This is a genomic window from Aquabacterium sp. (genome assembly GCF_036279655.1).
In the GTDB taxonomy this organism is placed as follows: domain Bacteria; phylum Pseudomonadota; class Gammaproteobacteria; order Burkholderiales; family Burkholderiaceae_C; genus Aquabacterium.
Genome location: NZ_DASUIT010000032.1, coordinates 1 through 14,437 on the forward strand (window position 1 = coordinate 1; position 14,437 = coordinate 14,437).

Consider the following 14,437-nt stretch of genomic DNA (forward strand, 5'->3'; position numbering starts at 1 on the left):
GGACCCGACCCAGAAGATCCGCATCGTGCGGGCCCTGCAGGCACAAGGCGAATTCGTGGCCATGACGGGCGACGGCGTCAACGATGCCCCGGCGCTCAAGGCTGCCGACATCGGGGTGGCCATGGGCCAGGGTGGCACCGACGTGGCCCGCGAGGCCGCCAGCCTGGTGCTGCTGGACGACAACTTCGCCACCATCGTCGGCGCGGTCCGGGAAGGGCGCCGCATCTTCGACAACATCCGCAAGTTCATCCGCTATGCGATGACCGGCAACTCTGGCGAAATCTGGGTCCTGTTTCTGGCGCCGCTGCTGGCCTTGCCCATCCCCTTGCTGCCCATCCACATCCTGTGGATCAACCTGGTCACCGATGGTCTGCCCGGCCTGGCCCTGGCGACCGAACCGGCCGAACGCGGTGTCATGCAACGGCCGCCCCGCCCCCCCACCGAGAGCGTGTTTGCCCACGGCCTGTGGCAGCACGCGCTGTGGGTGGGTTTGCTGATCGCAGCCCTGTGCCTGGGCGTGCAGGCCTGGGCGCTGTCCACCGGGCTCGCGCACTGGCAGACCATGGTGTTCAATGTGCTGACCTTCTCGCAAATGGCGCACCTGATCGCCATCCGCTCGGAGAGCCAGTCCACCTGGCGCCTGGGTCTGTGCAGCAACCGCCCGCTGCTGGCAGCTGTGGCCCTGTCCGTGCTGCTGCAACTGGCCACGGTCTATGTGCCCGTGCTGCAGGAGGTGTTCCACACCGAGGCCCTGTCCCTGGGCGAATTGGCCGTGTGTGGCGCCTGCGCGCTGGTGGTGTTCCTGGCCGTCGAGCTGGAAAAGGCCTGGCGCCGCCACCGCGCCTGAACCCGGCTCAGCTCAGTTCGCCATCCGCCTCGGTCCAGGCAATGCGGTTCCACTGCAGGGCGCGGCTGCGCCAGTGCTCTTCGATGCTCTGCACAAAGTCCGGGCGCACCAGCTTGGCCCGGGAGAGCAGCCAGTCATCGTCCTCGCGGCGGATGACCACGCCTTCGAGCGAGCCCTCACGGTAATGGCTGTCGCGCTCCTGAACCCATCGGGTCAACTCGGCCAGAGTGGTGTGTCCCTTGAGCACCCGCGGCACCTGCTTGATCCCCAGGGATTCGGCCAGGGCATGGCGGCGGGAGGTGCTCCAGAAACGCCCCTGCTCACGGTCGTAGACATCAAACGCCAGGAACCAGTCGGGCAGGCCGTTGTAGTCCAGCGAATGCTGGGCGGCACACCACTCGCCAAAGAGCATCAGGTTCGAGCCCAGGGCGTCGAAGAGGCTGTCCTCCCGCACCGCCAGCCACTCGTCGAGCCGGCTGAACTGCCCGCCGAAGGGGCGGTTGAGGTACTGCCCGCGGTTCTGCACCCGCAGCACTGCATCGGCCGAAAACGAGATGCCCATGTTGGCACCGTCGAGCTTCTCCTCGACCACAACCTCCCCATCCAGCAGCGCTCGCCCCTCGTCGGGGGACAAGACCTTGTCATCTCGTGGGGTGCCCGCAGCCAGCCAGGCAATGTGCGGGGTGTGGGGGAAGCGGAAAAAATCACTCATGGTCCGTGCTCGGTCTCAGACACCAAATTTATGTAGATGGAACTCGTGCATCTCGGGTTCGCACAGCAGAACGACCTTCACCCCATGCTCGGCCAGGGCCGGGGCCCAATCCAGCCACTTGCAATCCGCCGCCTGCCAGATCACCGGCCGCTCCGGATGAGCGCGTGACAGCGCCACGAACTTGCGATCGGACGCGTCGAAATGAGACAGGCGCTCGTCATCGGGGAAATCGGCATAAGCACGCTGTGCATGCGGCGTCAGCGGCACCAGATCGATGCGCGCCGGGTTGTCGAGGTGGTGCAGCACCCAGCGCACGAACCGGTCGCCCATGCCCTGTCCGGTGCCAGCATGGGTCTTGTGCTGGTACTCCCCCAGGATCTCGTAGGCATCGTCCAGCGCCACCCGGCCCGTGGCCATCAGGCCCTCCAGCCACCGGGCGCAGCAAGCCGCGCAGGCCGGTGACACCGCCTCATGCTGGCCATTGGCCACCAGGATCACGTTGGTGTCCACGACGAAGGTGCCCACAGGCTGGAAGCCTTCCGGCAGGCCGGGCTCGGGGATGCTCAATCGATTCACTGCTCAAGCTTACACCGGCCCGCGACACAGGTATCCTCTGGGCCCATGTACGCGCCTTATTTCGGACTCAAGAGAGAACCCTTCTCGATCGCGCCTGACCCTCGCTACCTGTTCATGAGCGAGCGTCACCGTGAGGCGCTCGCCCATCTGCTCTACGGTGTGGAGGGCGGTGGCGGCTTCGTCTTGCTGACCGGCGAGATCGGTGCGGGCAAAACCACGGTGTGCCGCGCCTTCATCGAGCAGATCCCGCGGCACTGCCATGTGGCCTACATCTTCAACCCCAAGCTCACGGTGGCCGAGTTGCTGCGCACAGCGTGCGACGAATTCGGCATCGAGGCCCCCGAGGTCGATCCCCAAAGCGATTCGCTCAAACCCTTTGTCGATGCGATCAACGCCTACCTGCTGAACGCGCACGCCCAGGGGCAGAACTGCGTGCTCATCATCGACGAAGCACAGAGCCTGTCGGCCGAGGTGCTGGAGCAGCTGCGCCTGCTGACCAACCTGGAGACCAGCGAACGCAAGCTGCTGCAGATCATCCTGATCGGCCAGCCCGAGCTGCGGACCCTGCTGGCCCGCCCCGAACTGGAGCAACTGGCCCAGCGGGTCATCGCCCGCTATCACCTGCAGGCCCTCACCGAAGCCGAGACCGGGCAATACATCGTGCATCGACTGGCGGTCAGCGGCCTGCAGAGCGGCACTTTGTTCGACCCCAAGGCGATCCGGCGCATCCACCGCATCACACGCGGCATTCCCCGACGCATCAATCTCCTGTGCGATCGCGCCTTGCTGGGCGCCTACGCCAACGAGCGGCTCAGCGTGGACCAGGGCATGGTCAACAAGGCCGCCGCCGAGGTGTTCGGCCTGGTGCCCGTCAAGCGCCCGGAAGCCGCCCCGGAGCCCGGCTTGCTGGAACGCACCCCGGTCTGGGTCTGGGGCGTGCTCGGTGGCGTGGCCATCAGCTGTTTCGGGGGGGCCGCCGCACTCGCCTGGATGAAGTCCGAGCGCACCCGACCTGTCCCCACCACCACCACGGCGGTGGCGGCCACGCGCCTGCCCATTGCCCCATCGAGCGTGGCGCCCGCCAGCGGGCCCACCCCGATGTCCGTCGGCGCCTCGCCCCTGCAGTTGCAGCCCTCGATGGACATGCCTTTGTCGCGCGGAGCCGCCGCTGCTCCCATCCGCACCACCGCACCACCGCCGCTCGCTCGTCCGAACGCCCTGGCCAGCGTCGCCGAGCTCAATGCCTGGCTGGAAGCCGCCCCGACGCGCGAGGGCACGGCCTGGACCGAACTGGCCCCCCTGTGGGGTCTGTCTGTCAGTGAACGCGACCCTTGCCTGGAGGCCCGTGAGCACGATGTCCAGTGTTTCAAGGGCAGTGGGGGCCTGCCCTTGGTCGCTCAACTGGCCCGCCCCTCGGTGCTGACGCTGTACGACGTGCGGGGCAGAGAGGTCTATGCCTTGCTCACGGGGCTCAACGAACGCGCCGCGACCTTGCGCGCCTCAGGCCAGAGCATCTCGATCCCGGTGGCGGAACTGGCCAAGGTCTGGCGCGGCGACTTCGCCACCCTATGGCGCTCCCCCCAGGGCTATCGCAAGCGCATCGAACCCGGGCAGAGTGGCGCAGCCGTCGACTGGCTGGCCACCCGGATGGCCCAACTGCATCAGGAGAGTCCACCGATCGGTCCCCAGCGCTACGAGCCTGCCCTGCAGGCCCGGGTGCATGCCTTCCAGATCGCCCAGGGCCTCAAGCCTGACGGCATGGCTGGCGCCATGACGATCATGCTGCTCAATCGCGCCACAGGCGTGAACGAGCCGCGACTGACCACGGAGCCTTGAGCCCATGTCCTACATCCTTGATGCCCTGCGCAAGGCCGAGTCCGAACGAGAACGTGACGCTTCGACCATGGCCGCCTCCCTGTCGGGTGCCGCCACCCCGGCCACCGCCTCGGCCACACTGATGCACCGCCTGCTCCCCGGCCTGGCCGTGGGCCTCGGTCTGGGCCTGGCCGGCCTGCTGGCCTGGCACTGGCTGACCCCCACACCGCCCCCCACCGTCCACGCCGAACAAGGCATGGCCATGCCACCTCCCTCCCCTCCTCAGACACAGGCTCAGGCCCCCGACGCCTGGCCGCCACAGGACTCGGTGACGCCCCCCACGCCCCCCACCGTGGTGCAGGTGCCTGCCCCGGCGCCGTCGAGCCGGGCTCGGGCCACTCGCCCGGGCGCGCACATGGAGCCATCGTCCACTCGGAACAGCCAGGACACCGTCATCGAGATGCCCGAGGAGGTGCGGCGCAACCTGCCACCGCTGAGCTTTGGCGGCGCCATGTACTCGGACAAACCCAGCAGCCGCATGCTGGTGATCAATGGCCGGGTCTTCCACGAAGGCGATGCCATCGCGCCGGGCCTGACGCTGGAAACCATCCAGCTCAAGTCGGCCGTGCTGCGTGTGCAGGGCCAGCGCTACCTCATCACCTACTGAGCGCTGTGCAAAGTTGCCGCTTTATGCGATCGCACATCGCTTGAGAGGGGGTTTCCCTCAACACGACGACACCTGGGGTCTGCACCATGGGGGCATTTCCACCTGGATCTGCCCCCGAGGAGTCAACCATCATGTGGATGCCTGACTGGCTGTATGCCATCTTGCCCGTCCTGTACGCTGTGATCGGTGCGGTCGTGCTCGCCGTCTTCGGATGGAGCGGACCGGCCGCCATGAGTGTGCTCATGCTGTTCCTGGCCGCCACCCTGATCACCTTCTGGCGTTACCGCAGCAACAGAGACTGATCGGCCTGCCCCCGACGAGGGTTGAACCTGTTCCAGCCAGGCCAGTGCACGACGATAATTCAAGCGCATTGGAACGCGAGGAACACCGCCAGATGGCCATCGGGCCCACCACGACAGACACCCGCACACCGACAGACGATGTGCTGACGGTCCTCACCTCGTCCAGACCGGCCAGCGATGCCGATCTCGCGCGGCAATGCGTGCTGGACACGGCAGCGCGAACCAACACCGGCATCTTCATCTATCCCGTCGTGTGGACCACCCTGGCCCTGGCCACAGGCTGGAGCGCCCGCATGCCCACCTTCATCTGGGGCAATGTGGTGGCCTTGCTGCTGCTGGCCCTGGGGCGCACGGCCTACCACCGGCAGTTGCCGGTGCGGCTGCTGGACGATCATGCCCGCACAGAAGCCATCTTCAATGCCATGTCGCTGTCAACGGCCTTGTACTGGGGATGCCTCACCGCCGCCTGCGTCCTGATGGCCCCCAACGACAGCATGACCTGGATCATGCTGTGCAGCGCCGTGGGCTTTTGCGCCGGTGGCAACACCATGTATGGCATCAATCCCAAGCTGAGGATCGCCTATCCCACGGTGATGATCACGCCGGTGTTTCTGGCGGAGTTGCTCACGCCGTCGCCCGAGCGTCTGGCCTTGTCGATCATGCTGGTGGCTTTCTCGCTGTACCTGCTCAAGGCCTCTCGCCTGCTCCATGACGATTACTGGGCGGCGCGGCATGCCCAACGCCTGAGCGATCAGCGCGCCCGGGAGCTGGAATTGCGCAGCCTGACCGACAGCCTGACCGAGTTGCCCAATCGCCTCTATTTCGATCGACAGTTCTCCCATGAATGGGCGCGCCAGCACCGCCATGGTGGTTCCCTGGCGATCCTGCTCATTGACCTGGACCACTTCAAGAGCATCAACGACAACCACGGTCACCCTTTTGGTGATGCCTGCCTGCAGGCCGTCGCGCAGGCCTTGCGAGCCGGATGCACCCGCGGCACCGATGTCGTGGCCCGCTATGGCGGCGAGGAGTTCATCGCCTTGTTGATCGAGACCGATCAGGGAGGCGCCCGTCGCGTGGCCGAACGCATGCTGGCACAGGTCCGCGCACTGGATCTCAGACACCGCGGTCAGGAGGTTCCACTGCGTTGCAGCATTGGTGTGGCCGCCAGCACACCCAGCCTCGACCCGGATGCCGCCGGCCTCATCGCACGCGCCGATGCCGCGCTCTATGACGCCAAACGCCGAGGCCGCGATCAGGCGGTGATCGCCCCCTCACCCGGGTGTGAAGAGCCTCACAACTCTTGACATTGCGCAAACCTGGCTGCGCCGGCTTGTTCAGAATGAACCAAGCGTTAACCCTGAACACCGCCATTGACAGCAGGAGCCAGCGATGTCTGCAACCGCCCCCTCCCCCATGACCGCCCCCCGCCGCGGGCGCCCCATCGAGCCTTTTGATGTGCTGGATGCAGGCCATCAGCAAGTGGTCGAGGCCCTTCAGCAGATGAGCCGTCTGATCGATCATCTGGAAGACAAAGGCGTGGATGGCAAGGCGCAAGAGATCGCCCGCGCCATCTTTCAGTTTTTCATGACCACGGCCCGAGACCACCACCTGGACGAGGAAAAGCATGTGTTCCCCGCCATGCTCAGCAGCGGCGACGAGCAGTTGATCCAGCACACCCTGCGCCTGCAGCAGGACCATGGCTGGATCGAGGAAGACTGGCTGGAGCTGGCGCCTCAGTTCGAAGCCATTGCCGCCGGCTACAGCTGGTACAACCTGGACCAGTTGCGCCTGTCCATCCCCGTGTTCACCGCGCTCTATCAGGACCACATGGCTCTGGAGGAATCGCTGATCTACCCCGAGGCCAAGGCACGCATCGCCGCCTGGGATCTCCACGGCATGGGCCGCGAGATGTCCGAGCGCCGTCGCCTTCAACAAAAGCGCCAGGCGACCTGACGATCACCGGAAATAAAAAAGGACTTGCCTTGCGGCAAGTCCTTTGGAAAGTTGGTGGGCCCTGAGTGACTCGAACACTCGACCAACGGATTAAGAGTCCGCTGCTCTACCAACTGAGCTAAGAGCCCGTACCTGTTGTCACTGCTTGAGCGGTGACTGAACCTTCTTATCGAAGGCCGCGAAAACTGGTCATTTCGCGAAGACTCAAATTATATACACAAAACTTGTGTTGATCTGAGCCTGTTTTGAAAATTTTTGGTGGGTCGGGAGGGACTCGAACCCTCGACCAACGGATTAAAAGTCCGCTGCTCTACCGACTGAGCTACCGACCCATCAAGCCTTCAATTATAGCCCGATTTTTGGGGGCTGGGCAATCAGCGCGTTGAGCAACTCTGCCGCAGCCACCATGCCAAAGGTGGCCGTCACGGTCACGGTCGAACCATAGCCATGGCAGTTGAGGCTGCCATCGCCCTGCCCCAGATCGCAGGATGCATCCTGCGGCGCACGCACGGCCTCCCGCGAGAACACGCAGTTCAGCCCCATGCGGCCACGCCGTGCACCTTCGTGGCGCTGGCGCAGGCGTTGGCGCAAGCTGGCCAGCAAAGGGTCGTGCGTGACCTCGCCCAGATCCGCCACTTCCAGGCGATGCGGCTGGACCTTGCCCCCCGCCGCCCCCACCGTGATGACCGGCACACGCCGAGACCAGGCCCAGGCCGCGATGGCCGCCTTGGCCCGCACCTGGTCACAGCAGTCGATCACACCATCGATGGGCGTGGCGCCCAGCAGGGCCGCCGCATTGGCCTCGTCGACAAACTCGTCCACGGCCAGGACCTCGCAGCCCGGATGGATGAGGGCCACCCGCTCCTTCATGGCCAGCACCTTGGCTTGCCCCAGAGTGGGCTCCAGCGCGTGCACCTGCCGGTTGATATTGGACTCGGCGACATGGTCCAGATCGATCAGGGTGAGCGAGGCCACGCCACTGCGGGCCAGTGCCTCGGCCGCCCAGGACCCCACGCCCCCTATGCCGACCACGGCAATGCGCGCCTGCCGGACACGGGCATAGCCCGCCTCGCCATACAGACGCCTGAGCCCGCCGAAGCGGCGCTCGATATCGGCCCCCTGCGCGTCAACCATCATCCGCGCGACTTGCTCGACTTCGATGCCGGCTTGGTCACCGTGGGGCTCACAGGCGGTGTGGCAGCCAGGCGCTCACGCGCCACCTGCGCTGCTTCGGAATCCGGATAGCCCTTGATCAGATCGTCCAGGGCCGCGCGCGCCAGCTTGGCTTCCTTGAGTTCGCTGTGGCAGTTGGAAATCGACAGCAGTGCTTCGGGTGCCCGCATGTGCTGAGGCGCCAGGGCCAGCAAGGCGCGGAAGGCCGAGATGGACTCCTTGTAGGCGCGCAGACCATAGTGGGCATTGCCCAGCCAATACAGGGTGGACTCCTTGTAGCCGGTATCGGGATACTTCTTGAGAAAGGCCGTCAGGCCACTCAAGCCCCCGGCAAAGTCGGCCTGACGCAGTTTGGCCAGGGACTCTTCAAACTCGCGTTTTTCTTCGACATCGGCCTGGAAGGTCTTGCCGTCCAGCGTCACACTCTGGGGTTCGAGCTTGCTGACGCGGGCGTCGATGCCCTGCTGCAGGTCCTTCTGGTGGCGCTGGATCTCGGCCACCTCCCGGGCCAGCACCTCGTCCTGGCCACGCTGGCGCGCCAGATCGGTGCGCAAGAGCTCCAGTTGGGCATTCATGTCCAGCAGGCTGCGATTGAGGCGATCGATCTGCGCATTGAGCGCAGCAAAGCGCGCGGCCAGATCCTCCTGGTCCTTGCTGCGCTGCTCGCGCAATTGCAGGATGGCGGTGCGCGCCTCGTCATCACCAAACAGCCCGGCCTGGGCGGTGGAGGCGCCCAGCAGGGCCAGCACGACCGCCAGGGGGCGCAGCGGACTCAGCAGATGAACAGCACGCATGATCAACGGCCCTTGAATTCAGCGCGGCGGTTCTTGCCCCAGGCTTCTTCGGTGGAACCTTCGGCCGCAGGGCGCTCTTCACCGAAGCTCACGGCTTCGAGCTGATCGGGCGACACGCCCAGCAAGGTCAGGGACTTGACGGTGGCCTCGGCACGCTTTTGGCCCAGGGCCAGGTTGTACTCGCGACCACCGCGCTCGTCGGTGTGCCCCTCGATCGTCATGCGCTTGCCCTTGGTGGCCGTCAGCACTTTGGCATAGCCTTCGATGGTGGGGCGGAACTCGTCCTTGACCACGAAGCTGTCGAAATCGAAGTAGATCACGGTGGGCAGGTTGGCCACGGCAGGCGTCGCAGCCGCAGGCGCCGTCACCACCGGGGCCACGGTGCTGGCCGGTGTGCTGCTCGACGATGAGGACATGGTCGTGCTGCTGGCACTTGGCGCTTCGGCCTTGGGCTCGTCGAGCTTGACGGTCGAGCCGCAGCCCGTCAACCACAGGGCCGAGCCCAGCAGCGTGGTGACAAGGGCCTGGCGAGCCAGGCGGCGGGTGGGCGTAGACAGGGATGTCACAGTGTTCATGATGGGCTCCTTGGTCAGGATCGATACCGGGATCAAAAAAGGTTTCATGGACGGGCCATGATGTCGGGGCCCCAGACGGGCTCACGGACATCGGCCAGGGTGGTGGTCAGCATGGCCTTGATCTTGCCGTCCAGTGTGGTGGTCATCAGTACATCGCGCCCCTGGGCGCGGGTGGCATAGATCAGCCAGCGGCCATTGGGCGCAAAGCTGGGGCTTTCGTCATCGCGGGTGTCCGTCAGTGCGCGGACCTCGCCCGTGGCCAGCTCCATGACGTGCACGACAAAGGCGCTGCCGACCTGCGAGACATAGGCCATCCATTTGCCGTCCGGGCTGATGGCCGGGCTGATGTTGTAGCCGCCCTTGAAGGTGACGCGCTGCGGGTTGCCGCCGGCCACCGGCACACGGTAGATCTGGGGTCCGCCGCCGCGGTCGCTGACAAAGTAGACCTGGCTGCCGTCGGGCGACCAGGCCGCCTCGGTGTCGATCGCATTGCTGGTGGTCAGGCGGCGCGTGCCCTCACCGTTGGTGTCGATCAGGTAGAGCTGTGAGCCCCCCTCGCGGCTGAGCGTGACCACCAACTGGCGGCCATCGGGCGACCAGGCGGGCGCACTGTTGGTGCCCTTGAAGGCCGCCAGCACCTGGCGGCGGCCCGAGGCCACATCCTGCGAAACCACCACGGCCTTGCCACCCTCGAAGCTGACATAGGCCAGGCGGCGGCCATCCGGAGCCCAGGCGGGCGAGATGATGGGCTGCGCACTCGTGAGGGCGGCCTGTGCCCCCTCACCATCGGAGTCGGCCACCAGCAAGGTGTATTTGCGCCCCACCTTGCTCACATAGGCGATACGCGTGGCAAAGGCGCCCCGGTCGCCCGTGAGCTTTTCATAGATGTCATCGGCAATGCGGTGAGCGGCCAGGCGCAGATCGGCCGCCGGCACGACCAGGCTCTGGCCCCCCAGGTCCTTGGCCTTGAGCACATCCCACAAGCGATAGCGCACGTCGTAGCGGCCATCGGCCAGGGGCGTGACGGAGCCCGCCAGCAGGGCGTCGGCACCCTTGGTGCGCCAGTCGTTCAGGGGTGGGCGCGAACTCTCATCGAGCTTGTCCAGTGTGGCATCCAGGGATTTGAACAGGCCGCTGCGCTCCAGATCGGCACGCACAATGGCCGAGATGGCTTGGGGCGAGCGGGTCTCGTCGCGGAAACGCCCGATCGCCAGCGGGATCTGTGTGGCCCCCACACCCGAGATCTGGACACGGAACTGCGCCTGCGCAGGCGCAGCCCAGGCCACAGTGGCCAACGCCATCGACGCGGCGGCCGTCGACAGCCAGCGGCGTCGCCCCAAGGGTACAGGGTTGATGTCAGGCAAGGTCACGGACGCAAACTTGGGCACACACGGTCTCCACAAAGGCACAACGTTCGGAATCCTAACGGACGATGCATGTTCCCCTCTTTACAAAAGGACAATGTCGTACTGCTCCGGGGACATGCTGGGCTCGGCCTGCAGAGAAATCGGCTTGCCGATGAAGTCGCTCAGGCCCGCCAGATGCTGGCTTTCTTCGTCCAGCAGCATCTCGACCACAGCGGCGCTGGCCACCACGCGGAACTCGCGCGGGTTGAACTGGCGCGCCTCGCGCATGATCTCGCGCAGGATGTCGTAGCAGACGGTGCGCGCCGTCTTGACCTGCCCGCGGCCTTCACAGGTGGGGCAAGGCTGACAGAGCATGTGGGCCAGCGACTCACGCGTGCGCTTGCGCGTCATCTCGACCAGGCCCAGCGCCGAGAAACCGTTGAGGGTGATCTTGGTGCGATCACGCGCCAGTTGCTTGCGCAACTCGGAGAGCACATTGTCACGGTGCTCCTCGCGGGTCATGTCGATGAAGTCGATGATGATGATGCCGCCCAGATTGCGCAGGCGCAGTTGGCGCGCGATGGCCTGCGCGGCCTCCAGATTGGTTTTGAAGATGGTGTCGTCGAAATTGCGCGCCCCCACATAGCCGCCGGTGTTGACATCGATGGTGGTCAGGGCCTCGGTCTGGTCGATGATGAGGTAGCCGCCCGATTTGAGATCCACGCGCCGGGCCAGGCCCCGCTCGATCTCCTGGTCGATGTTGTAGAGATCGAAGATGGGGCGCTCACCGCGGTACAGGGCCAGCTTACCCATGGCCGAGGGGGTGTACTCCTGCCCGAAGGTCAGCAGGTCCTCGTACTGGATCTGCGAGTCGATGCGAATGCTCTGGGTGTTGTCGCCCACCAGATCGCGCAGCACCCGCTGGGCCAGGTTCAGTTCCTGGTAGAGCAGCGAGCCCGGCGCCGACTTGAGCCCCTGCTCACGGATGATGGACCAGGTCTTGCGCAGGTAGGCAATGTCGGCGCGCAGGTCGTCGTCACTGGCGTCCTCCGCATTGGTGCGCAAGATGTAGCCTCCGGCCGGGCGCCCATCGGCGGCCGAGGCCTCCTGTGTGAGGGTCTGCATGCGCGTGCGCAACTGCTCGCGCTGCTCGGGCGAGCCGATCTTCTGCGAGATGCCGATGTGATCGTCCTGCGGCAGGTAGACCAGCATGCGCCCGGCCACGCTGATCTGCGAGGACAGACGGGCCCCCTTGGTGCCGATCGGATCCTTGATCACCTGCACCATGAGGGTCTGTCCTTCGTGCAGGCGCCGCTCGATGGGCAGGGGTTGGTCACTGGCGCGCCCCCCCCGGTTGCCATGGTCCTCGCTGTGCAGATCGGCCACATGCAGGAAGGCCGCACGCTCCAGCCCGATGTCGATGAAGGCCGATTGCATGCCAGGCAGCACCCGCGCCACCTTGCCGCAGTAGATGTTGCCCACCAGACCGCGCTCCAGCGTGCGCTCGACATGCAACTCCTGCACCGCACCGCCCTCGATGATGGCCACTCGGGTTTCCTGTGGGGTCCAGTTGATGAGGATGTCTTGGGTGAATGCCATGGTGGTGGTCTGGGTCAGGAGAAGGTGCCCGCGACAGGCTGGCTGCGCAGGTCGGTGTTGTGAAGGATGCGCAGGCCCTTGGGCGGCTGGTGTGCGGAAGCCCAGAGCCCGCGCGCCACCTGGCTGACATGGACGGGCTTCCAGGGCCCGGGCATGAGCCAGGCGAGCTTGAGCCCCAGCGCCTCGCCCAGGCGGAACTCGGTGCGATCGCCCGCCAGCAAGGAGGGGCGCGCCACCGTCAGCGACTCGAAGTTCAGATCGCGCACAGCGTTTTCCAGTTCGCCCTTGATGCGGTTGTAAAACACCGATGAGCGCGCATTGGCGCCCAGGGCGCTCACCAGGAGGAAATGGCGGGCCCGCTCGGTGCGCGCCAGGCGAGCGATCTGCAAGGGGTAATCCAGGTCCACACGCTGGAAGGCGGCCTGAGAGCCGGCCTGACGGATGGTGGTGCCCAGGGTGCAGAACACCCAGTCCACATCGAACCACTCCAGATGGTCATCCAGCCGATCGAAGTCGGTGACGCACACCTGCAGCCTGGCGAGCTGCTCGGCCGCGATCTCGGGCCCGGCCAGCTCAGCCGGGCTCATGGGGCGGCGGACCAGCGCACGCACCTGGCCCACCGAGTCGTCTTGCAGCAGCAGGCGCAGGCACTGCTGCCCCACCAGGCCGGTGGCGCCGGCGATCAGCACACGGGTTCCGGCAGGGGAATCAAAGGAGATCGGCTCGGTCATGGTGTTCAAAAGCGCCAGCCTCGGGGCTTGAGCAACTCGGCAGTCTCGTACAAGGGAAGCCCCATGATGCCACTGTAGCTGCCTCGGATCTCGCGGATCCAGGCTGCTGCATGGCTCTGGATGGCATAGGCGCCCGCCTTGCCCATGGGCTCTCCACTGTCGACGTAGCGCGCCATCTCGTCCGCATCCACCTCGCGCCAGCTCACCTCGGACACCGACACCTTCAGGGCCCCGTCGACCACCACGGCCGTGAGCACACGGTGCGTGCGTCCCGACAGCAGGCCCAGGATCCTTGCCGCATCATCGGCATCCCGAGGCTTGCCCAGGATCTCCTGGCCCAGTGCCACGGTCGTGTCGGCACAGAGCACGGGGGCCAGGACCCAGCCCTCATGTGCCTGGCGGCCCAGCAGCCGCGCATGCGCTGCCTCGTACTTGGCCAGGGTCACGCGACACACGTAGTCGTCGGGGCTCTCGCCCGCCCGCTCGGCCTCCAGGCCCTCGGCATCCTCGTGCGCGTCGGGCAGCAGCAGGCGATGCGCCACCCCCAGTTGATCCAGCAGTTGTCGGCGACGGGGGCTCTGCGAGGCCAGATAGAGCCAGGCGGGCGCGGGGGACGGCAGGTTCATGAGGTTCCCGGAATGTGAGCACATGGGCAGATGCCGGAGATCCTCCGGCCAGCCCCGATGCTAGCGCGATGCCGAGGCACACGCCGCCGGGGCCACGCGCTGCGAGTGCAACCAGATGCGACGCTGGGGCGCATGCCTCAGGGGCCAGGAGGCTGAGAGCGGGCCCTCACCCAGGGCATGGGCCTGCTGCAAGCCCCTCAAAGCCGGCAGGGGCTCTGCCTCAGGCTCCAGGCTCACCCAGGCCAGCACACAGTTCGCACGGCCTTGCGCAAAGCCCTGGGGCGGCGGCAAAGCCGACTGTGGCGCGGCCCAGGCACGCACGCGTGGACTGGCCGCCACCAGGATGCCGGCCAGATGGGTGTCGCCGGCGATCACGCGCAGATCCGGTCCATGGCGTTGATGCAAGGCGCCAGACAGGGTCTCGGCCGGGCGATCCGTCCAGCACTCTCGACAACGCTGGGCATTGAGCTCGGGCTCCCACCAGCGCAAGGCCGACACCCCCACGGCCAGCAGCGGCATGGCCAACGCTACACCCCACAAGGCCCGTCCAGGCCATCGGCCACGGCCAGCGTCCGCCAGGGCGTGAACCGCACGAGCGCTCCACAACACCAGCGTGACGGTGAGCACCGGCGCCACGGGCCATAACCAGCGCGCCTTGAAGGCCGACCCGCGCGCCATCATGAGCAGGGCCATGGTCACCGCCAGGGCCAGCAGCGCC

At 66.1% G+C, this 14,437-nt stretch carries 16 protein-coding genes and 2 tRNA genes; 6 read left to right on the forward strand and 12 right to left on the reverse strand.

What is annotated here, in order from left to right:
- A partial coding sequence (locus VFW84_RS03665) for an HAD-IC family P-type ATPase (protein WP_329679078.1) occupies positions 1-847 on the forward strand: 847 nt, incomplete at its 5' end.
- A gap of 7 nt (positions 848-854) precedes the next feature.
- On the opposite strand, the gene VFW84_RS03670 is transcribed toward VFW84_RS03665, so the two are convergent.
- The gene (locus VFW84_RS03670) at positions 855-1,559 is read right to left on the reverse strand and encodes an RNA ligase family protein (protein ID WP_329679079.1); all 705 of its coding nucleotides are present in this window, start codon (positions 1,557-1,559) and stop codon (positions 855-857) included.
- A 15-nt stretch (positions 1,560-1,574) separates the two neighbouring features.
- Complete coding sequence (locus VFW84_RS03675) at positions 1,575-2,135, reverse strand: hypothetical protein (RefSeq protein ID WP_329679080.1); 561 nt, start codon at positions 2,133-2,135, stop codon at positions 1,575-1,577.
- A gap of 114 nt (positions 2,136-2,249) precedes the next feature.
- On the opposite strand from VFW84_RS03675, the gene VFW84_RS03680 reads away from it, so the two are divergent.
- The 5 genes from VFW84_RS03680 to VFW84_RS03700 all read left to right on the forward strand — a co-directional run bounded on the left by VFW84_RS03680 (position 2,250) and on the right by VFW84_RS03700 (position 6,875).
- A complete protein-coding gene (locus VFW84_RS03680; RefSeq protein ID WP_329679081.1) occupies positions 2,250-3,971 on the forward strand; it encodes an ExeA family protein in 1,722 nt (573 codons plus the stop codon).
- Positions 3,972-3,975: 4 nt separating this feature from the next.
- On the forward strand, positions 3,976-4,617 hold the full coding sequence (locus VFW84_RS03685; RefSeq protein ID WP_329679082.1) for a general secretion pathway protein GspB: 642 nt from the start codon (positions 3,976-3,978) through the stop codon (positions 4,615-4,617).
- A 131-nt stretch (positions 4,618-4,748) separates the two neighbouring features.
- A complete protein-coding gene (locus VFW84_RS03690; protein WP_329679083.1) occupies positions 4,749-4,919 on the forward strand; it encodes a hypothetical protein in 171 nt (56 codons plus the stop codon).
- A 92-nt stretch (positions 4,920-5,011) separates the two neighbouring features.
- A complete protein-coding gene (locus VFW84_RS03695) occupies positions 5,012-6,226 on the forward strand; it encodes a GGDEF domain-containing protein (protein ID WP_329679084.1) in 1,215 nt (404 codons plus the stop codon).
- Positions 6,227-6,311: 85 nt separating this feature from the next.
- Positions 6,312-6,875: a hemerythrin domain-containing protein gene (locus VFW84_RS03700; protein ID WP_329679085.1), complete on the forward strand. Its 564-nt coding sequence runs from the start codon at positions 6,312-6,314 to the stop codon at positions 6,873-6,875.
- 52 nt (positions 6,876-6,927) lie between these two features.
- Here VFW84_RS03700 and VFW84_RS03705 read toward each other — a convergent pair.
- From VFW84_RS03705 to VFW84_RS03750, 10 genes are all read right to left on the reverse strand, one after another.
- A tRNA-Lys gene (locus tag VFW84_RS03705) sits at positions 6,928-7,003 on the reverse strand.
- 128 nt (positions 7,004-7,131) lie between these two features.
- Positions 7,132-7,207 (reverse strand) — tRNA-Lys (locus VFW84_RS03710).
- A gap of 13 nt (positions 7,208-7,220) precedes the next feature.
- Positions 7,221-8,009, reverse strand: coding sequence for a tRNA threonylcarbamoyladenosine dehydratase (locus VFW84_RS03715; protein ID WP_414638884.1), 789 nt, complete (start codon positions 8,007-8,009; stop codon positions 7,221-7,223).
- A complete protein-coding gene (locus VFW84_RS03720) occupies positions 8,009-8,842 on the reverse strand; it encodes a YbgF trimerization domain-containing protein (protein ID WP_329679087.1) in 834 nt (277 codons plus the stop codon). The genes VFW84_RS03715 and VFW84_RS03720 overlap by 1 nt, the downstream gene beginning before the upstream one ends.
- 2 nt (positions 8,843-8,844) lie before the next feature.
- The gene (locus tag VFW84_RS03725) at positions 8,845-9,417 is read right to left on the reverse strand and encodes an OmpA family protein (RefSeq protein WP_329679088.1); all 573 of its coding nucleotides are present in this window, start codon (positions 9,415-9,417) and stop codon (positions 8,845-8,847) included.
- A gap of 44 nt (positions 9,418-9,461) precedes the next feature.
- Positions 9,462-10,718: a Tol-Pal system beta propeller repeat protein TolB gene (tolB, locus tag VFW84_RS03730; RefSeq protein ID WP_329679093.1), complete on the reverse strand. Its 1,257-nt coding sequence runs from the start codon at positions 10,716-10,718 to the stop codon at positions 9,462-9,464.
- A 147-nt stretch (positions 10,719-10,865) separates the two neighbouring features.
- Positions 10,866-12,362, reverse strand: a complete 1,497-nt coding sequence (gene rng, locus VFW84_RS03735; protein WP_329679089.1) for a ribonuclease G — start codon at positions 12,360-12,362, stop codon at positions 10,866-10,868.
- Between the two features lie 14 nt (positions 12,363-12,376).
- Complete coding sequence (locus VFW84_RS03740) at positions 12,377-13,093, reverse strand: NAD(P)H-binding protein (protein WP_329679090.1); 717 nt, start codon at positions 13,091-13,093, stop codon at positions 12,377-12,379.
- Positions 13,094-13,098: 5 nt separating this feature from the next.
- Positions 13,099-13,719 (reverse strand): Maf family protein, encoded by a 621-nt coding sequence (locus VFW84_RS03745; protein WP_329679091.1) that lies wholly within the window; start codon positions 13,717-13,719, stop codon positions 13,099-13,101.
- Between the two features lie 60 nt (positions 13,720-13,779).
- Positions 13,780-14,437: hypothetical protein (locus tag VFW84_RS03750; protein WP_329679092.1), on the reverse strand; the 658-nt coding region annotated here is incomplete at its 5' end.

Coding starts and splice junctions, on each gene's coding strand:
- VFW84_RS03670 (WP_329679079.1), bottom strand. CDS start 1,559: ATGAGTGATTTTTTCCGCTTCCCCCACACCCCGCACATTGCCTGGCTG.
- VFW84_RS03680 (WP_329679081.1), top strand. CDS start 2,250: ATGAGCGAGCGTCACCGTGAGGCGCTCGCCCATCTGCTCTACGGTGTG.
- VFW84_RS03685 (WP_329679082.1), top strand. CDS start 3,976: ATGTCCTACATCCTTGATGCCCTGCGCAAGGCCGAGTCCGAACGAGAA.
- VFW84_RS03690 (WP_329679083.1), top strand. CDS start 4,749: ATGTGGATGCCTGACTGGCTGTATGCCATCTTGCCCGTCCTGTACGCT.
- VFW84_RS03695 (WP_329679084.1), top strand. CDS start 5,012: ATGGCCATCGGGCCCACCACGACAGACACCCGCACACCGACAGACGAT.
- VFW84_RS03700 (WP_329679085.1), top strand. CDS start 6,312: ATGTCTGCAACCGCCCCCTCCCCCATGACCGCCCCCCGCCGCGGGCGC.
- VFW84_RS03715 (WP_414638884.1), bottom strand. CDS start 8,009: ATGGTTGACGCGCAGGGGGCCGATATCGAGCGCCGCTTCGGCGGGCTC.
- VFW84_RS03720 (WP_329679087.1), bottom strand. CDS start 8,842: ATGCGTGCTGTTCATCTGCTGAGTCCGCTGCGCCCCCTGGCGGTCGTG.
- VFW84_RS03725 (WP_329679088.1), bottom strand. CDS start 9,417: ATGAACACTGTGACATCCCTGTCTACGCCCACCCGCCGCCTGGCTCGC.
- tolB (WP_329679093.1), bottom strand. CDS start 10,718: ATGGCGTTGGCCACTGTGGCCTGGGCTGCGCCTGCGCAGGCGCAGTTC.
- rng (WP_329679089.1), bottom strand. CDS start 12,362: ATGGCATTCACCCAAGACATCCTCATCAACTGGACCCCACAGGAAACC.
- VFW84_RS03740 (WP_329679090.1), bottom strand. CDS start 13,093: ATGACCGAGCCGATCTCCTTTGATTCCCCTGCCGGAACCCGTGTGCTG.
- VFW84_RS03745 (WP_329679091.1), bottom strand. CDS start 13,719: ATGAACCTGCCGTCCCCCGCGCCCGCCTGGCTCTATCTGGCCTCGCAG.